General features: G+C 72.1%; 19 protein-coding genes and 2 tRNA genes. 12 read left to right on the forward strand and 9 right to left on the reverse strand.

From position 1 onward, the window contains the following. Positions 1-10: 10 nt before the first annotated feature. The 4 genes from AC4BGE_RS17360 to AC4BGE_RS17375 are packed head-to-tail and all read right to left on the reverse strand — an operon-like array spanning position 11 to position 2053. Positions 11-340: a hypothetical protein gene (locus tag AC4BGE_RS17360; protein WP_490572407.1), complete on the reverse strand. Its 330-nt coding sequence runs from the start codon at positions 338-340 to the stop codon at positions 11-13. 24 nt (positions 341-364) lie between these two features. Further along, complete coding sequence (locus tag AC4BGE_RS17365) at positions 365-1399, reverse strand: YihY/virulence factor BrkB family protein (protein ID WP_490572406.1); 1035 nt, start codon at positions 1397-1399, stop codon at positions 365-367. A gap of 2 nt (positions 1400-1401) precedes the next feature. Further along, positions 1402-1623: a DUF3618 domain-containing protein gene (locus AC4BGE_RS17370; RefSeq protein ID WP_490576088.1), complete on the reverse strand. Its 222-nt coding sequence runs from the start codon at positions 1621-1623 to the stop codon at positions 1402-1404. Beyond that, complete coding sequence (locus tag AC4BGE_RS17375; RefSeq protein WP_490576089.1) at positions 1616-2053, reverse strand: phage holin family protein; 438 nt, start codon at positions 2051-2053, stop codon at positions 1616-1618. Before AC4BGE_RS17375 ends, AC4BGE_RS17370 begins: the two co-directional genes overlap by 8 nt. Positions 2054-2104: 51 nt before the next feature. On the opposite strand from AC4BGE_RS17375, the gene dnaG reads away from it, so the two are divergent. The 10 genes from dnaG (at position 2105) to AC4BGE_RS17425 (ending at position 11367) form a co-directional block, all read left to right on the forward strand. Continuing rightward, the gene (gene dnaG / locus AC4BGE_RS17380) at positions 2105-4024 is read left to right on the forward strand and encodes a DNA primase (RefSeq protein WP_490576090.1); all 1920 of its coding nucleotides are present in this window, start codon (positions 2105-2107) and stop codon (positions 4022-4024) included. A gap of 4 nt (positions 4025-4028) precedes the next feature. Then, positions 4029-4568 carry a hypothetical protein gene (locus AC4BGE_RS17385; RefSeq protein ID WP_490572402.1) on the forward strand — a complete coding sequence of 180 codons (540 nt, stop codon included), beginning with the start codon at positions 4029-4031 and terminating at the stop codon, positions 4566-4568. A 78-nt stretch (positions 4569-4646) separates the two neighbouring features. Further along, a tRNA-Asn gene (locus AC4BGE_RS17390) sits at positions 4647-4719 on the forward strand. Positions 4720-4901: 182 nt separating this feature from the next. Next, positions 4902-6890, forward strand: a complete 1989-nt coding sequence (locus AC4BGE_RS17395; protein ID WP_490576091.1) for a CotH kinase family protein — start codon at positions 4902-4904, stop codon at positions 6888-6890. A gap of 66 nt (positions 6891-6956) precedes the next feature. Next, entirely contained in the window at positions 6957-7487 is a 531-nt protein-coding gene (locus AC4BGE_RS17400; protein WP_490576092.1) for a hypothetical protein, read from the forward strand. Positions 7488-7570: 83 nt separating this feature from the next. Continuing rightward, on the forward strand, positions 7571-8437 hold the full coding sequence (locus AC4BGE_RS17405; RefSeq protein WP_490572468.1) for an ABC transporter ATP-binding protein: 867 nt from the start codon (positions 7571-7573) through the stop codon (positions 8435-8437). Next, the gene (locus tag AC4BGE_RS17410; protein ID WP_490572399.1) at positions 8434-9327 is read left to right on the forward strand and encodes an ABC transporter permease subunit; all 894 of its coding nucleotides are present in this window, start codon (positions 8434-8436) and stop codon (positions 9325-9327) included. Before AC4BGE_RS17405 ends, AC4BGE_RS17410 begins: the two co-directional genes overlap by 4 nt. Then, the gene (locus AC4BGE_RS17415) at positions 9324-10244 is read left to right on the forward strand and encodes an ABC transporter ATP-binding protein (RefSeq protein ID WP_490572398.1); all 921 of its coding nucleotides are present in this window, start codon (positions 9324-9326) and stop codon (positions 10242-10244) included. The genes AC4BGE_RS17410 and AC4BGE_RS17415 overlap by 4 nt, the downstream gene beginning before the upstream one ends. After that, positions 10241-10948 (forward strand): ABC transporter permease, encoded by a 708-nt coding sequence (locus AC4BGE_RS17420; RefSeq protein ID WP_490576093.1) that lies wholly within the window; start codon positions 10241-10243, stop codon positions 10946-10948. The genes AC4BGE_RS17415 and AC4BGE_RS17420 overlap by 4 nt, the downstream gene beginning before the upstream one ends. A gap of 80 nt (positions 10949-11028) precedes the next feature. After that, positions 11029-11367 carry a hypothetical protein gene (locus AC4BGE_RS17425; RefSeq protein WP_490576094.1) on the forward strand — a complete coding sequence of 113 codons (339 nt, stop codon included), beginning with the start codon at positions 11029-11031 and terminating at the stop codon, positions 11365-11367. A 22-nt stretch (positions 11368-11389) separates the two neighbouring features. Here the strand turns inward: AC4BGE_RS17425 and AC4BGE_RS17430 are convergent, their stop codons facing one another. Next, positions 11390-12130 (reverse strand): PIG-L deacetylase family protein, encoded by a 741-nt coding sequence (locus tag AC4BGE_RS17430; RefSeq protein ID WP_490576095.1) that lies wholly within the window; start codon positions 12128-12130, stop codon positions 11390-11392. A 29-nt stretch (positions 12131-12159) separates the two neighbouring features. On the opposite strand from AC4BGE_RS17430, the gene AC4BGE_RS17435 reads away from it, so the two are divergent. After that, positions 12160-12233 (forward strand) — tRNA-Ile (locus tag AC4BGE_RS17435). Between the two features lie 78 nt (positions 12234-12311). On the opposite strand, the gene AC4BGE_RS17440 is transcribed toward AC4BGE_RS17435, so the two are convergent. The 4 genes from AC4BGE_RS17440 to AC4BGE_RS17455 all read right to left on the reverse strand — a co-directional run bounded on the left by AC4BGE_RS17440 (position 12312) and on the right by AC4BGE_RS17455 (position 15788). Further along, positions 12312-12935, reverse strand: coding sequence for a DUF3618 domain-containing protein (locus AC4BGE_RS17440; protein ID WP_490576096.1), 624 nt, complete (start codon positions 12933-12935; stop codon positions 12312-12314). After that, on the reverse strand, positions 12911-13363 hold the full coding sequence (locus tag AC4BGE_RS17445; RefSeq protein ID WP_490576097.1) for a phage holin family protein: 453 nt from the start codon (positions 13361-13363) through the stop codon (positions 12911-12913). The genes AC4BGE_RS17440 and AC4BGE_RS17445 overlap by 25 nt, the downstream gene beginning before the upstream one ends. Beyond that, positions 13360-14169 (reverse strand): hypothetical protein, encoded by an 810-nt coding sequence (locus tag AC4BGE_RS17450; protein ID WP_490576098.1) that lies wholly within the window; start codon positions 14167-14169, stop codon positions 13360-13362. Before AC4BGE_RS17450 ends, AC4BGE_RS17445 begins: the two co-directional genes overlap by 4 nt. Before the next feature lie 164 nt (positions 14170-14333). Next, positions 14334-15788, reverse strand: a complete 1455-nt coding sequence (locus tag AC4BGE_RS17455) for a serine/threonine-protein kinase (RefSeq protein ID WP_490576099.1) — start codon at positions 15786-15788, stop codon at positions 14334-14336. A 94-nt stretch (positions 15789-15882) separates the two neighbouring features. On the opposite strand from AC4BGE_RS17455, the gene tyrS reads away from it, so the two are divergent. Further along, a complete protein-coding gene (gene tyrS / locus AC4BGE_RS17460) occupies positions 15883-17148 on the forward strand; it encodes a tyrosine--tRNA ligase (protein WP_490576100.1) in 1266 nt (421 codons plus the stop codon). Positions 17149-17682: the final 534 nt, after the last annotated feature.

Below are 17682 nucleotides of genomic sequence, written 5' to 3' on the forward strand. Positions count from 1 at the left end.
CCGGTTCGGCTCAGGGCAGGTCGCCCTTGGGGTAGGGGTCGTCCTGGCGTGCGGTGCTGTCCGGGTTGAGCTGGTCGACCAGGTCGTCCTTGCCGCTGTCGCTGCCGCCCCCGGGACGGACCTTGTCGGCGGCGGCGCCAGCGACCCCGGAGACCTTCTCCTTCACCAGCGGCGCCTTCTCCTTGGCCAGGTCGGCGGCCTGCTGGGCCCCGGCCTGCACCTGCGGGTTGGACTTGAAGCGGTTGAAGCCGGTGCGGATCTGCTCGTAGCGCTCGCGCCCCGCCTTGGCGCCGAGCACGTAGCCGGCGCCGGCTGCGATCAGCAGCATGGACTTCTTCATCGTGGATTCCACCTTTCGTGTGGGTCAGTCCGAGGCCCGGGTCCGGACGCCCGGTTCGGTATGAGGGTCTTCCTGCGGGTCCTCGCCGGAGGCGAGCCGGATGGCCCGGCCCTCCTCGATCTCCTGCTGCTCCTTGGCGGCGGCCTTGTCCACGTTGCGGTGGTCGCGCAGCGGCAGCTGGAGGTCGACCTCCGCCGGCACGCCCTCCTCGAGCTCGCGGCCGCGCTCGAGCTCGGAGTCGATCTCGGCGCCCAGCAGCAGCGCGAGGTTCATGATCCAGAGGAAGAGCAGCGCGACGATGACGCCGGCCAGGGAGCCGTAGGTCTTGTTGTAGCTGGCGAAGTTGGCCACGTAGAACGAGAAGCCGACCGAGGCCAGCACCCCGGCCAGCACGGCCACCACGGCGCCGGGCGAGAGCCACTTGATCTTGGGATGCTTCACGTTGGGGGTGAAGTAGTAGAGCAGGGCGATCATCACCATCACGATCACCGCGAGCACCGGCCACTTGGCGATGTTCCAGACCGTCACGGCCGTGCCGCCGAGACCGATGACGTCACCGATCGAGCGCGCCAGGTCGCCGGAGACGATCAGCATGACCAGCACCAGCGCCATCAGCACCAGGAGCACGGCGGTCAGCAGCAGCATCTGAGGGCGGAGCTTCCAGATCGGCCGGCCCTCGTCGATCTCGTAGATCCGGTTCATGGCCCGCGAGAACGCGCCCACGAAGCCCGACGCCGTCCACAGGGCGCCCGCGAGACCCGCGACCAGGGCGAGGCCGGCGCCCTGGGAGGTGGCCAGCTCGCGCAGCGTCGGCTCCACCGAGCCCAGCATGCTGTCCGAGACGAGCGGGGCCAGGACCTCCAGGAGCGTGTCGACCGACTTCTCGGGGTCCTGCCCGACGACGCCGAGGAGCGCGCTCAGGGCGATCGCCGCGGGGAAGATCGAGAGCACCGCGTAGTAGGTGAGGGCGGCGGCCAGGTCGGTGCACTGGTCGCGGGAGAACTCCCGGAAGGCCCGCTTGAGGACGTACTTCAGTGAGCGGCGATCGAGCTTGTCCATGCTCACCGGCGACGCCGCCAGACGACGAGGGCCACCAGGGCCACCAGGACGGCTCCGGCGATGGCGAGGTGCTGCGGCTCGACCCGCTCACGCACCTGCTTCTTCACGTCCAGCCGCGTCCCCAGCTCGTCCAGGGTGCGCGCGAGCTCGAGCCGCTTGCGCTCGATCTCGGCCTCCAGCTCGTCCTGGGAGGGGGTGTGGGTGGTGCCGTCCTGCTCAACCATGGTGTCCTCCCTTGACGGTCTCGATGTCCTCCTTGAGCCCGCCCAGCGCCTTCTCGGGCTTGGCGGGGGTCGCCCCGGCCACCTTCTTCTTGCCCGCCAGGCCGGCGACGCCCGCGGCGACGAAGAGCACGGCCGCGACGATCAGGGCCGCGGCCCAGGTGGGCAGGACCAGTGCCAGCGCGGCAGTCACCGCGGTCAGCAGGGCGGCGATCCCGAAGAAGGCGAGCAGGCCCGCCGCGCTGAACATGCCGAGGCCGATCCCCGCCTGCTTGCCCTTGGCGGTCATCTCCGCCTGCGCGAGCCGGAGTTCGGAGCGGATGAGGTCGGGGACCTGCTGGGTGAGGTCGTGAACAAGTGCCCCGAGCGTCGGCTCCGGCTGCTGCCCGGGTGCGCTCGCCCCCTGAGCCTGGGGGGGCTGCGGTGTGGTCATGAGCCCCCCGTGCCCGGGCTTCCACGGGGTCAAACCCCGTAGACTCCGCCCGTGGCCGGCAGGATTCGAGAAGACGACATCGCGCAGGTGCGCGAGAAGGCTCGGATCGACGACGTCGTCGCTTCCTACGTCACGCTCCGCAAGGCCGGGGGCGGATCCCTCAAGGGGTTGTGCCCCTTCCACGACGAGAAGTCGCCCTCCTTCCACGTCACGCCGTCACGGGGCTTCTTCCACTGCTTCGGCTGCCAGGAGGGCGGCGACGTCATCAGCTTCCTGATGAAGGTCGACGGGCTCGGCTTCTCCGAGGCCGTCGAGCAGCTCGCCGACAAGTACGGCGTCGCGCTGCGCCGCGAGGATGGCGACGGGCCGGCCCAGCAGCGCCCCCGAGGCCCGGCCCGGGGCCGGCTGCTCGAGGCGCACAAGGTCGCCCAGGAGTTCTACGCCGACCACCTCTCCCGCCCCGAGGCCCTGGCGGCGCGCCAGTTCCTCTCCCAGCGCGGCTTCGACCAGGAGGCGGCCGAGCTCTTCGGCGTCGGGTTCTCCCCGCGCGGCGGCGAGGAGCTGACCAAGCTGCTGCGCCAGCGCGGGTTCTCCGAGGAGGAGATGACCGTCTCCGGCCTGGTGGCGGTGGGCAGGTCGGCCTACGACCGGTTCCGCGGGCGCCTGATGTGGCCGATCCGGGAGGCCAACGGCGACACCATCGGCTTCGGTGCCCGCCGGATCTTCGACGACGACCGGATCGAGGCGAAGTACCTCAACACCTCCGAGACCCCGATCTACAAGAAGAGCCAGGTGCTCTACGGCCTGGACCTGGCCCGCCGGGAGATCGCGCGCAGCTCCCAGGCGGTGGTGGTGGAGGGCTACACCGACGTGATGGCCTGCCACCTCGCCGGCGTCGGGACCGCGGTCGCGACCTGCGGCACGGCGTTCGGCGACGAGCACGCCCGGGTGCTGCGACGGTTCCTGCACGACCACGAGGAGTTCCGCGGCGAGGTGATCTTCACCTTCGACGGCGACGCCGCCGGCCAGAAGGCCGCGCTGCGTGCCTTCGGCGGCGACCAGAACTTCGTCTCCCAGACCTACGTGGCCGTGGAGCCCTCGGGCATGGACCCGTGCGACCTGCGCCTCGCGGAGGGGGACGCCGCGGTGCGCGAGCTGGTCGCCCGCCGCCAGCCGCTCTACCGCTTCGTGCTGGGCAACATCACCTCCCGCTACGACCTGGACCGGGCGGACGGCAGGGTCGACGCGCTCCGCGAGGCGGCCGGGCTGGTCTCCAGCATCCGCGACCGGTCCAAGGTCGAGGCCTTCACCCGGGAGCTCTCCGCGATGATCGGGATCGACGTGGACGAGGCTCGGGCCGAGGTCCGCCGGGCGTCTGCCCGCGGTCGCTCGGACGACCGGTCGGGTGAGCGCCGCGGCGACCGGCGCGGGGAGGCCGGCGTCCGGGGCGAAGGGGCCGGCGGCCGTCCGGCCCGCCCGCGGCCCGACGTCCCCGACCTGCGGGACCCCCGCTTCTCGATCGAGCGCGAGACCCTCAAGCTGGTGCTCCAGCACCCCTCGGCCGTCGGCCGTGCCGTCGCCGGCATCGGCGTCGAGGACTTCAGCCACCCGACCTACCGGCACGTCTGGGAGGCGATCGTGGGGGCCGGGGGAGCGTCCCAGGGCGCCACCGACCCCGGGTGGGCGGCCCGGCTCCGCGGGGCGGTGGAGAACCCCCTGGTCTCCTCGGCGATCAGCGAGCTGGGGGTCGAGCCGGTCCGCTCGGCGGGCGAGCCGGGGGAGTCCTACGTCAACGCCCACGTCTACCGGCTGCGGGAGCTCACCGCGATGCGCCGCATCGCCGACCTCAAGTCCCGCCTGCAGCGGACCAACCCGGTCGAGCACGCGACGGAGTACAACAGGATGTTCGGTGAGCTGGTGGCGCTGGAGCAGCACCGTCGCGAGCTGCGCGACAAGGCCGTGGGAGCCTGAGCGGGTGAAGCTCTCCTTGAAGCCCGCCCGGCGCCGACGGCCTCCCGTCGCGGTCCGCGTCCTCCCCGGCGAGAAGGTCCTGGCCTGGTCCGTGAGCGCCGACGGGCGCGTCGCGGCCGGCACCCGGGACGCGTTCTACCTCACCGAGGGCCCCACCGGTGCGGGGTCGCCGGTCCCGGCCCGCAGGGTGGCGTGGGAAGAGGTCGAGGCCGCCGACTGGGACGCGGAGTCCGACACCTTCCGCCTCACCGAGGTGGGCTCCTGGGGGGAGCCCCGGGTCGCCCACGAGCTCACGCTGACCGAGCCCGGGCGGTTGCTCGAGCTCGTGCGCGAGCGGGTGACGGCCAGCGTGGTGCTCCAGCGGCACGTCCCGGTGAGGGGACGCCGCGGGATCCGGGTGATCGCCCGGCGCGCACCGGGTGGCCGCGCGCAGGTGCAGTGGGTCTACGAGTTCGACGAGGGGGTCGACCCCGAGGACCCGGAGGTCAGCAGGGTCGCCCAGGACGCCCTGGCTCGGATGCAGGCCGAGGTCGGGCTGGACTGAACGGCGGGGCCGGGGCCGGATTCGCCCGGTGGGGACCGGCTTGCTAGTCTTCTCTGGCGCCGCTCGCAGAGCGGCCGATCCCCTGTAGCTCAACTGGCAGAGCATTCGGCTGTTAACCGGAGGGTTGTTGGTTCGAGTCCAACCGGGGGAGCCGACGAGAGCCCCTGACCTGCACACAGGTCAGGGGCTCTCTGCGTGCCCGGGGTGTGTCCGACGCGTCTCGCAGGACCACCGGCACGAGGGGCCTCTTGCGCGATCCGGGGCGCAGGAGCAGGGTGTGCCCTGCCGCAGCCGACGCCCGTGTCGAGGTGCGCGCGACACGAGGGGGAGAACATGCTCGGACGACGATCACGCCCGGTCCGCGGAGTGGTGGCGGGCCTGCTGGTCCTCGCCCTGGGAGTCCCGGCCGGTGCGGCCGCCGTGCCGGGGGAGCGGGCGGCGTCAGGGGGACGGGACGCGGCGGACGCCGCCTGGGCGGTTCCGGCGGCCCCCCAGCCCCTGGCCGTCGACACCCGCGGCGGGGCGCCGGTGGTGAGCAAGGACGACTACGTCAAGGGGACCATGCAGCTGGCCGGTGTCCCCTACGAGTTGGAGATCAAGGGGCGGGGCAACTCCACCTGGAAGTGGGACAAGAAGCCCTACAAGATCAAGCTCTCGGCGCCCGCGAGCCTGCTCGGGATGCCGGCCCACGACGAGTGGGTGCTGCTGGCCGACTACGCGGACCGCAGCGCGCTGCGCAACCACCTGGCGTTCCAGCTTGGCCGGCGCACCAGGCTCGCCTGGACCCCCGACACGAGGTTCGTCGACCTGGTCCTCAACGGCCGCCCGGTGGGTCTGTACCTCCTCACCGACCAGGTCGAGCAGTCGCCCGACCGGGTGGCGCTGGCCGAGGAGGGACACCTCCTCGAGGTCGACCAGCGCTTCCGGGCCAGCGGCGACCCGGGCTTCCGGACCCGCCGTCGCACGCCGATCTCGTTCAAGGACCCCGACGAGCTGACCCGGCGCGCGAGCCGGCGGGTCAAGAAGGCCGTCAACGCCTTCGAGGACGTCCTCTACGGTGACGACTTCGCGGACCCGGTGCGCGGCTACGCCCCGTTGGTCGACGTGGCCTCGTTCGTCGACTGGTACGTGGTCGAGGAGCTCTTCCGCAACCAGGACTCAAACTTCCACTCCAGCGTCTACGTCACCTGGACGCCGGACGGCCTGATCGGGATGGGTCCGCTCTGGGACTTCGACCAGAGCGCCGGCACCCGGTGGAACGGCGCCACCACGCCCCAGGGGTGGCACACCCGCGAGGGTCGGCACTGGATCTCCCGGCTGATGGAGGACCCCGCCTTCTCGCGTCAGGTCAAGGACCGGATCCTCCAGCTGCGTCCCGTGGTGGAGGAGCTGGTCGCGCAGATCCCGGCCGTGGCCGACGCGGTGCGGCCCTCCGCGCTCGCCGACTGGTCGTTGTGGCACACCGCCGGCGCCGCCATCCCGGGAGCGGTCCACGCCGAGGACTTCGACGGCGAGGTGGACTTCCTCCACCGGTGGCTCACCCAGCGGATCGACTGGATGAGCGCACCTGAGGTCGCCTTCGACCAGGCCGCGGCGACGGTGAGCGAGGTCGGCCAGGTGCTGGAGGTGCCGGTGCGGGTGCTCGCGTCCTCGGGTCCGTCCTCGGTCGCCTACGACGTGGTCGGGGGCACCGCCACCCCCGGCGAGGACTACGCCCTCACCCCAGGCACCCTGCGGTTCGGGGCGGGGGAGTCGGTCCGGACGATCCCGCTGACCGTCCTCGACGACGCGGTCCCGGAGGGCGAGGAGAAGATCCACCTGGCCCTGCGCGCCTCCGAGGGCGTCCGCCTCGGCCATCCCCAGCGCCTCACGCTCACCATCGGCGCCAGCGACCTGCTGGCCGACGCCCGGGTCCGGGTGGGCGAGCGCGGCGGGTTCCTCGGGGGCAGGGTGCACGACGCGACGGGGCACAGCCAGACCGTGCGCACCACGCTGGGGCGCGGGGGGCGCCGCAGCGTCCACGTGCGGGTGACCGACCGGACCGGCGTCGCGGGCAGCTATCGCCTGCGCGGCGCGCTCGAGGGACGCGGCCTCAGGGTCCGCTGGTTCCAGGGGAGCACCGAGGTGACCAAGCGGGTCCGCTCCTCGCGCGGCTACCGGGTGCGGATCCGTGCGGGCCGCACCCTTGCCCTGCGGGCACTGGTCAAGGTCCGTTCCGGTGCGCGCCCCGGGACCACCCCGACCCTCTCGCTCCAGTCGGTGTGGCCGGGCACGCCGGAGGCCTTCGACACGGTCAGGGCGGTGGTGCGGGTCCGGAAGTGACGCCCGGCACGTAAGATCTGGGTCACAGTCGCGCGCCACAGAGTCGCGCACCGGGGAGGAGAGACGATGGACGGCGCATTTCTCGGCTTGGGCGCCTTCATGATCTTCTTCCTGGGGCCGCCCTTCGTGATCGGCATGACGGTGGGCTGGTTCGCCCGCGGGCGCAAGGAGCGGCACTCCGGCAACTTCGCCCTGCAGGAGGTCCGGCGGCTGGACGCCCTGGTGGAGCAGATCCGGCACGACGCCTACGAGCACATGACCCTCGACTCCCGACTGGCGCCGATCATCGTCGACACGATCCGCAGCAGCGACCTGGCCCGCGAGCGGGAGATGGCGCGCACCAAGGCCGTCCCGCTGCCGTACGGGCAGGCGCCGCCCTACGGCCCCGCCCCGTACGGCCAGCCCACCTACGGCCAGGCGCCCTACGGCCAGGCGCCCTACGGCCAGACCCCGCACGGCCAGGCCCCGTACGCCCAGACCCCGCACGGCCAGGACCCGTACGCCCAGACGAAGTACGGTCAGGTCAACGGCCAGGCACGGGGACAGGACCCCTCCGGTCAGGCGCAGCCTGCGCCGGGACGGGTCGAGGAGCCGTGACCGAGCGCCGGGAGCGGCCCGGCGAAGGGGAGGCGACCGTCCGGGTCGACGGTCTGACCAAGCACTACGGACAGGTCCGGGCCCTGGAGTCGCTCTCGGTCGAGATCGGGACCGGGGTCACCGGTCTCGTCGGCGCCAACGGCGCGGGAAAGTCGACCCTGATCAAGATCCTGCTGGGGCTGACCCCGCCCACGTCGGGTCGGGCCTGGGTCCTCGGTCACGACGTGACCACCGAGGGGCGCGACGTCCGGGCCCAGGTGGGCTACCTGCCCGAGCACGACTGCCTCCCGCCGGACGTCACGGCGAGCGACCTCGTGGTCCACCTGGCGATGATGTCGGGCCTGCCCCGGGTCGCGGCCCGCGAGCGTGCCGCCGAGGTGCTGCGCCACGTCGGGCTGGCGGAGGAGCGCTATCGCCCGATGGGTGGCTACTCGACGGGGATGAAGCAGAAGGCGAAGCTCGCCCAGGCGCTGGTCCACGACCCCCGGCTGGTCCTGCTCGACGAGCCGACGAACGGTCTCGACCCGGCCTCCCGGGACGAGATGCTCGGCCTGGTGGAGCGGATCGGCAAGGACTTCGGCATCGCGGTCCTCGTCACCTCGCACCTGCTCGGTGAGCTGGAGCGGGTCAGCGACCACGTGGTCGTCCTCGACGGCGGCCGGCTGCTGCGCGCGTCGGCGACCGGCGACTTCCTGGACGCGACCGGCTCGGTGCTGGTCGAGGTGCTGGGCGACGATGCCCAGCGGCGGATGGGGGAGGCGCTCGCCTCCCGGGGCCTGACGGTCCGGCCGCGTGGCCGGCTGCTGGTGATCGAGTCGGCGCCGGACCGGGGGGAGCTCCACGACCTGGTGCGCGACCTGGCGTGCGACCTCGGGGTGGGTCTGGTCAGGGTGCAGGCCGATCACCACCGGATCGAGGACGTCTTCGCGATGAGGGGTGTGGGCTCATGACCAGCAGCGGCGGAGGCGGGGAGACCCGCGGGGTGATCCACGACCTCGGCTACCGCCCCTACCGGGGACCCCGCCTGGGGGAGGGGGCCATCGCCCGCGCGCTGGTCGTGACGGGGCTGCGCAACGCCTTCGGCATCGGACGGTCCGGCCGCTCCAAGGTGCTGCCCTTCGTGCTCCTCGGGCTCAACCTGCTGCCGGCGGCGGTGGTGGCCGGCATCCTGGTCTTCGTCGGGCTCGACCAGCTGCCCATCGGCTACGCCGCCTATGCGTCGACCACCCAGGTCCTGCTGGGCATCTTCGTCGCGGCTCAGGCCCCGGTCCTCTTCTCCCGGGACCTGCGCCACGGCAGCATCACCCTCTACCTGGCCCGGCCGCTGCGACCGAGCACCTATGCGCTCGGCCGAGCGGGCTCGCTGCTGGCGGCGACCCTGATCTTCCTGCTGCTGCCCGTCGTGGTGCTCTACGTGGTCGCCCTCCTGGGGGAGCTCGACTTCGTCGACCAGACCCGCGACGCGGCCCTGGCGGTCCTGCTGGCGCTGCTCCTTGCCCTCTCGCTGACCGCGGTGGCCTCGCTGATCGCCGCGTCGTCGACGCGGCGGGGCTTCGCGGTCGTCGGCACCATCGCGGTGCTGCTCGTCGGCAACGGCCTGGTCAGCGCCGTGCAGGGGGTCGCCGCGCTCGAGGACGCCGACCGGGTGGGGGAGGTGGCGGGGCTGCTGTCGCCGTACTCGCTCTACCGCGGCCTGGTCAGCGCCTGGGTGGAGGGCGGGGGAGTCACGCCCCCCAGTGACACCGCCATGGAGGTGCTCTACGTCGTGGTGCTGGCCGGGTCCTCGCTGGGCCTGCTGGCCGCCCTCGTCGCGCGCTACCGCAAGGTGGCCGGCGCATGAGCACCCTCACGCTGGACGGCGTCTCCCGCTGGTTCGGCAACGTCGTGGCCGTCAACGGGGTCACCATGTCGGTCGGGCCCGGGATCACCGGACTCCTCGGCCCCAACGGGGCCGGCAAGACCACCCTGATCGCCATGATGGCCGGCTTCCTCGCCCCGTCGGCCGGACAGGTGAGCCTGGACGGCGACCGCATCTGGCGCAACACCGAGGTCTACCGCACGCTCGGCCTGGTCCCCGAGCGCGAGCTGAGCTTCGGCTACCTGACCGGTCGGCAGTTCGTGCGCGCCAACGCCGAGCTGCACGGGCTCCCCGATCCGGGGGCCGCCACCGAGCGGGCCCTGGACACGGTCGAGATGGTCGAGCCCGCCGCCCGCCGGGTGGACACCTACTCCAAGGGGATGCGGCAGCGGGTCAAGCTGGCCTCGGCCCTGGTGCACGACCCGAGCGTGCTCCTCCTCGACGAGCCGTTCAACGGGGTGGACCCGCGCCAGCGGATGCACCTGATGAGCCTGCTGCGCCGGATGGGCGAGGAGGGACGCACCGTGCTCTTCAGCTCCCACATCCTCGAGGAGGTGGAGCAGGTGGCCCGCCAGATCGAGGTCGTGGTCTCCGGGCGGCACGCGGCCTCGGGCGACTTCGGCCAGATCCGCCGCCTGATGACCGACCGCCCGACCCGCTACATCGTGGTCAGCGACCAGGACCGGACCCTGGCCAGCGCCCTGATCGCGGAGGGGTCCGTGGTGGCGGTGTCGGTGCGTCCCCGGGGCGGCCTGGACGTCGCGGTCTCCGACTTCGGGACGTTCGCGCTGCGGCTGCCCGTCCTGGCGCGGGAGCTCGGCGTCCGGATCCGTGAGCTGGCCCCCACCGACGACTCGCTGGAGAGCGTCTTCGCCTACCTGGTCGGAGGTCGTCCGTGAACCCCACGATCGTCCGGCTCTCGGTGCAGGCCCTGCTGGGGCGGCGGCGCGGCGCCGTCCTCCTGGCCATCCCGGTCGTGCTCCTCCTCCTCGCCGCGGTGATCCGGTTGCTGACCAGCCAGGGGGTGGGGCACGAGGCGGTCCTCAACCTGGGCTACACCCTGGCGCTCCCGCTGATCGCGCTGCTGGCCGCATCGGCCGTGCTGGGCCCCGAGGTGGACGACGGCTCGGTGGTCTACCTGCTGGCCAAGCCGGTCGACCGTCACGCCATCGCCTTCAGCAAGTTCGTCGTGGCCTGGTCGAGCGCGTTGGTGCTCGGGGCGCTTCCGCTGGCGGCGTGCAGCCTCGTGCTCGACGACTCCGACCCCCGGCTCGCACTCGCCTGGGCGGCTGGCGGCGCGGTCGCCGCCACCGCCTACACCGGCCTCTTCCTGGGGCTGGCCGCGCTGACCAGGCACGCCGTCGTCCTCGGCCTGCTCGTCGTGCTGCTGTGGGAGGGGCTGCTGGGCAACCTGTTCGTCGGCATCCGCTGGGTCTCGGTCGGTGCCTGGGGGCGCGAGGTCGCGCACTCGGTCAGCGGCGCGCTGGTGTCGCCCGAGGTGGGGCTGGTCTACGCCCTCGGGGCCGCTGCCGTGCTGGCGCTGGGCTCGGTCTGGTTCGCAGGGGACAGGCTCCGCTCCTTCACCCTGCGAGGGGACGAGTAGCAGCCACCGCTCCGCCCGGCCGTAGGACTCCGTGGGGTGAGCGCCGTCGCCTGCGGTTCGAACACATGTTCTAATGAGACATGGCTCGTGGTGGATACGGATCGGGCAGCGGCATCCCGCTGCGCGACCGGGTGCGGGCGGGCGAACCGGGGTCTCCGGCGAGCCCCCGGGACGCCGGGGTCGACCCTCGGAGCCCCGGAGGCCGGCCTCCGGAGAGCCGAGCGGGGTCGCCGGCCCGCCACTGCTGGGTGACGGTGCCGGTGGACGGGCCCCGGCCGAGGCCCGGCCTCCTGCTGGAGTGGCGCCGGGCCGATCGTGGCCGCTGGGAGGGGCGGGTGGTCTACGCCGCCGAGCTGCGGCCGCAGCGGTGGTCGCTGGTCGAGGAGTGGGTGCCGGCCGAGCTCCTGGCACCCCCCTGAGCGTCGTGGCGCTCCGGTGGGCTCAGTCGCCCCAACCCATGGGGAAGACCTCGAAGGGGGCCGCGTAGGTCACGCCGAGCGACTGGCCGGTGGGCCGGGCCATCCCCTCGAGGAACTCGGCTGCGTCCCAGTTCTCCCAGCCGAGGCCCTCGATGTAGGCGGCGTGGGCCTCCAGGGAGGCCACGCCGGCCTCGAACGTCGCCGTGGTGTCGACCGCGTGGGTGGCCTGGGGCGACCCGAACGCCCAGACCTCCCGGACGCCGCCCCACGGCTGGAGCCCGTCGTCGACCTGCTCGGGGAAGACCCAGCGGTTGCCGGCGTCACGCACGGCGTCGACGACCGCCCGGCCCACCGCGATGTGGTCGGCCTGGTTGAGGTTGCGGCCGCCCCAGGTGTCGCGGAAGTTGCCCGTGACCACGACGTCGGGGCGGTGCCGGCGGACCACCGCCGCGATCTCCCGCCGCAGCGGCACGCCGTACTCAAGGACGCCGTCGCGCAGCCCGAGGAAGTCGACGGTCTCCACCCCCACGAGACGGGCGGACTCCACCTGCTCGGCCTCGCGGACCGGTCGGCACTCCTCCGGTGGCAGAGCGTCGATGCCGGCCTCCCCGCTGGTGACCATGCAGTAGACGACCTGCTTTCCCTGACCGGTCCAGCGGGCCACGGCGGCGGCCGCGCCGAACTCCATGTCGTCGGGGTGGGCCACCACGCACAGCATGCGGCCCCATTCCTCGTTCAGCGGGCTCAGCTCCGGACGCTCCATCGTTCGAGGATAGGCTCATCCGCGCACGAGGGGCGGTAGCTCAGCCGGTCAGAGCAGAGGACTCATAATCCTTGGGTCGTGGGTTCGAGCCCCACCCGCCCCACTCACTTGACGGACCCGGTGTCGCTGAGTAGGTCGGCGGCCCAGGCTCGTGTGCCTGGGCCGCCGTGCCCGGGAACCGTCAGCCTCCCGGAGCCTCGTCCTTGACCGCCTTCGCCGAGGACTGACCCTGCTCCTTCACGTGCTCGACCGATTCCTGGGCCGTGGAACGGACCCCCTCGGCCGCCTGCTGGGCCGACTCCTTGAGGTTCTGCCCGACCTCCTGGCCCACCGACCTGGCCTCGTCCATGAGCGGCTGCCCGTGCTCCTTCGCCGCGTCGGTGGCCTGCTGGGCGAGATGCGCCTCCTTCTCGCTGGCGGGGATCAGTGCCGAGATGACCATGCCTGCCCCGAAGGCCATCAGACCTGCAGCGAGCGGGTTGCCCGTGGTCTTCGACTGCACCGTGCTCACGGTTCCCCGCGCGGTGCCGGCGACCGAGTCGCGGGCGCTGCTCATCGAGTCTGCGGCCGTTCCGGTGATCGAGCCGCCCGAGGACCCGGAGCTGCCGCCCCCGAGGCTCGGCGCGGATCCCATCACCCTGTCTCGAAAAGAGCCCAGGCGACCCTTGACGGCCTCGGTACGGCGCTCCACCACGCGTTGGGGGCTCACCTTGTCGCCGAGCTCGTCCAGGTCGCGGGACAAGGCGACCCTGGTGCGCTCGATCTCGGCTTCCTTGACGTTCAGCTCCTCTGTTCCTTCGCCCATTGGACGTCCTCCTTCAGGCTCGCCTGCGTGTTGGGCAGGTCCGGATTTGCTTCCTTGATCTCCTGCTTGCCGCGCAGAGCGAGTACGGCCGTGACCGCGGCCCAGACCAGGCCCACGATCAATGCCGCCAGCTCGGCCGGCAACCAGTTGTCGAGCAGGTGCACCAGGGCGAGGGAGAGGAAGATCAAGGTCAGGAGACCGGCGACCCCGGCTCCGCCGAACATCCCCGCACCCTTGCCGAGCTTGGTGACCTCCTGCTTCAGCTCGGTGCGCGCCAGGTCCATCTCCTGGCGCACCAGTGCGCTCAGGTCCCGACTGATGTCACCGACGATGTCGCCCAGGGACCTGGTGCCCTCCGTGGTCCCGGCCCCCCCTGGTGGAGGGGGCGGCGGGGTCGGCGTGGCAGCGGGCAGGTCGGGCTGGGTCATGGCCTGGCTCCCGGGGTTCCCAGGTCCGAACCGGGCACAGGGCCGGGCGAGGCGCCAGGGGGCATCGCGGTGGCATCTCCGAGCGTCTCGCCGGACCCGGAGGGCGACGCGACGCCGGGCGCCCCGTACGTGGGTGCGTCGGCAGCCGGCGACGTGGCGGTGGAGGACCCGGCGACGTCGGCGGGCGCGCCGCTGGAGTAGGCCGGGACGGTGCCGCCGAACGCGGTGTCGGGAGTGCTTGTCGGCACCGTCGTGCCGCCGTTGCTTCCGGCGCCGTCCCTGGCCGCCTTGGCACCACGCGCCATCCTCCCGGCGACGACGCCGGCGGCGAGGGCGCCGGCCAGGAAGGTGCCGGGCCTGCGCCGGGCGAAGGCCCGCACGTCCTCCAGCAGGTCCTGGGGTTCCTTGTCCTGCAGCCGGGTCGAGAGGTCACGTGCCCGGTCGGCCACCTCGTGGGCGAGGTCGGCGGCGAGGCCGCCTCCCTGCTCGGCCATGGAGCCCAGGTCGTCGCCGAAGGTACGCAGCGTCTCGGCGAGGCGATCCTTCTGCGACCGTGCCTGGTCATCCATCTGGGTGGTGGCGTCCGAGAAGAGCGCCATGAACTGGCTCTTCGCCTCGGCGGCCACCTGGCCGGCCTCCGTCTTTGCGGTGTCGGCAACCTGCTTGCCCTGCTCGCCGGCGGTGCCGGCCACGTTCTGTGCCTGTTCCTTGAGCCCCGAGCCCGAGCCCGACTCGTCGGTCGTGGGATGGTCCCGGTCACCCGCACTGTCGAACCCTGGGGTCCCGGGGAACTGTCCTGTGGTCATGGGTGCCTCCTTCACTGGGGAGTCCTCCCGTACCCACCACTGGCACCGACACGCGCGCGCACCGGGACTTCCGTGTGCGTTCGGCGGATGCAGCCGTTCGACACCCCTAGCCCCTGGTGCGCGTGGTGCGCGAGGGGCGTGACGGGCCCAGGCTCAGCGAGTGATCAGGACTCCCCGGCCACCTGGAAGCCGTCGTCGACCTGCTCGAGCTGGAGGGTCACCGAGTCGGTGGTGCGCCTGCCGTTCTTCATCACGTAGTCGACCGTGTAGGTCACCGTCAGCTGCTCGGGGTCCGCCTCGACGTCGACCGCCTCGGCGTCCTCCACGGTCCGCCAGAACCCGCTGTACCGGCCGAAGCCACCGCTCGCCTCCTGGAACTGGGGGGTCAGCTGCTCCCAGGTGGCGCGGGGGTCGCTGGTGACCGTGTCCAGGTAGCCGGAGACGAAGTCCTCCATGGCCGCCGGGTCCGGGGCAGCCGGGGAGGGCGCCACCGTCTCGGGGGAGGGAGTCGGCGAGGTGCCGGCATCCGACTCGGAGGTGGGCTCGGCGGACGGTGGCGCGCTGTCGTCGTCGCCGCGGCTGCCCAGCCAGAAGCCACCGACCAGGAGGGCGAGGACCGCGACGCTGCCACCCGCCCAGAGCAGGACGGCGGGCAGGGGGCTGGACCGGGTCTCCAGGTCCCCGGCACGCGGCGCCGCCGCGCCCGGGACCGGGGCGCCGCCCACCGGGGGGAAGGCGGACGTGTGCTCGGCCGGGGCGGCGGGGACCGGACGTGCGGAGGCGGGCTCGGGCATCGGTTCGGGCGCCGGCAGGGGAGCGGTCGGCTGCTCGGAGGCCGGGCCACGGAGCAGGAAGTCCCGGGCCTGGACGGCCGTCCACCGCTGCGCCGGGTCGGTCGCCATCGTGTGCTCCAGCAGCGGAGCGAGCCAACCGGCGTCCTGGGGACGTGGAGGCTCCTCGTGCACGATCTGGTAGAGGGCGCCCAGGACGCTGTCACCGACGTCGTAGGGCGGCCGCCCGGCCAGGACGTGGAAGGCGGTGGCACCCAGGGCCCACATGTCGCTGGCCGGAGTGGCCGAGGCGCCGGAGGCGACCTCCGGAGACAGGTAGGCGGGCGAGCCGGTGACCAGTCCCGTCTGGGTCAGCGAGGCGTCCGCCTCGGCGCGGGCGATGCCGAAGTCGGTCAGCTTGGCGTGGCCCTCGGGGGTGACGAGGATGTTCGACGGCTTCACGTCGCGATGGACGATGCCGTGGGCGTGGGCGGCGGCCAGGGCGTCGGCGACCTGGCGCAGGACCGACGCGGCGCTCTCGTGGGGGAGGGGGCCGTCGCGGCGGATCCGGGTGGCGAGGCTGTCGCCCTCGACGTGCTCCATCACCAGCCAGTGCTCGTCGCCCTCGGCGAACAGGTCGAAGACAGCGACCACGTGGGGGTGGTTGAGCGCCGCGGCGAGACGCGCCTCGCGCTCGGCCCGCTCGAGGTCGGGCTCGGAGCCACCGGGGACGACGCCCACCCGCTTCAGCGCCACGGGGCGGCCCAGCACGGTGTCCCGACCGAGCCACACCGTGCCCATGCCGCCACGGCCGATCTCTGTCTCCCGGACGTACTTGTCTGCACTCACCCGGCCCACCCTAGGCGGCGCGACGCCGGCCCAGGAGGTCTGGCAAGGTGGGTGTGCCGACGAGTAGACGCCGGCCACACCAGAAGGGAACACCGTGTCGACCGACAACATCCTGGACGAGCTCGAGTGGCGAGGACTGATCGCGCACTCCACAGACCTCGACGCGCTGCGCGAGGCCCTGGCGAGTGGCAGCGTCCGGTTCTACGTCGGTTTCGACCCCACCGCGCCCAGCCTGCACATGGGCAACCTGGTCCAGATCCTCACTGCCCGCCGGCTGCAGCAGGCGGGCCACACGCCGTTCGCCCTGGTGGGCGGCGCCACCGGCATGATCGGCGACCCGAAGGAGTCGGGGGAGCGCACGCTCAACTCGCTCGACACCGTCAAGCAGTGGGTGGAGCGGGTGCGCGCGCAGATCGAGCCCTTCCTCGACTTCGAGGGGCCGAACGCGGCGACGATGGTCAACAACTACGACTGGACCGCGTCCCTGTCGACGATCGACTTCCTCCGCGACATCGGCAAGCACTTCCCGGTCAACCGGATGCTGGCGCGCGACGTGGTGAGGTCCCGGCTGGAGGCCGGGATCAGCTACACCGAGTTCAGCTACGTGCTCCTGCAGGCGATGGACTTCCTCAACCTGCACCGCGAGTACGGCGTCGTGCTCCAGTTCGGCGGGTCCGACCAGTGGGGCAACCTCACCGGCGGCGTCGAGCTGATCCGGCGGGCCGAGGGGGGACGCGCCCACGCGTTCGCCACCCCGCTCGTCACCAAGACCGACGGCACCAAGTACGGCAAGACCGAGGGCGGCGCCCTGTGGCTCGACCCGCAGATGATGTCGCCCTACGCCTTCCACCAGTTCTGGCTCAACGTCGAGGACGAGAAGGTCGGAGAGCTGCTGCGGATCTTCACCTTCCTCTCCCGCGAGGAGATCGAGGCCTTGGAGGAGCAGACGCGGGAGCAGCCCTACCTGCGCGCCGGGCAGAAGGCGTTGGCCGACCACGTCACCACCCTGGTCCACGGGGCCGCCGAGACAGAGGCGGCCAAGTCGGCCGCCCAGGCCCTCTTCGGGGGCGGCGACCTCTCGACCCTCTCCGGCGACGCGCTGGGCAGCGCCCTCCGCGAGGCCGGCAGCGTGCAGGTGTCGCGCGGCGAGCTGCCCAGCGTGGTGGAGCTGCTCGTGCTCTCCGGGCTGACCAAGAGCAGGGGCGAGGCCAGGCGCACCATCGCCGAGGGCGGCGCCTACCTCAACAACGTGCGGGTCGAGGACCCCGAGCTGGTTCCCGGCCCGGAGCACCTCCTGGGCGACGCATGGCTGGTGCTGCGACGGGGCAAGAAGAAGGTCGCCGGCGTCGAAGTGCGCTGAAAAGCGCCTCTGACCTGGGCAAACGTGATTGTGCCCGCCGTCACAGCCGATTGATTTGCAAGGCCGTGGGAGTTCGCCTACTGTTTCACCTCGTTGCCCGGTGACGCCGGGGAGCAAGGCCGGTCAGGCCGGGCTCCCGATCCCGACAACCACCTCTCGCAAGACACCTCGGAAGAGGTCGACAAGAGCGCGCGACAGCGGCCTTGGAGATCCGACCCAGGCAGAATTGTCGAGAGAATGCAGAGAACAGGCCGGAATTGCTCCGGCGGGAAACGATCTGCTAAGTTTCACCAGCAGCTGGAAGCGGAGAACAAGCCGGAATTACTCCGGCGGGAAACGATCTGCTAAGTTTCACCAGCAGCTGAAAGCGGAGAACAAGCCGGAATTACTCCGGCGGGAAACGATCTGCTAAGCTTAACCAGCACCGCTACCGAGGTCGAGAGGCCGAGGGGCGGGGGCGATTGATTCTTGAGAACTCAACAGTGTGTCATAGTCGACGAATTAGTTTGTTATGCCCCGTCAACATGATGTGGT

It is taken from the genome of Nocardioides sp. Z50_6 (assembly GCF_058215755.1).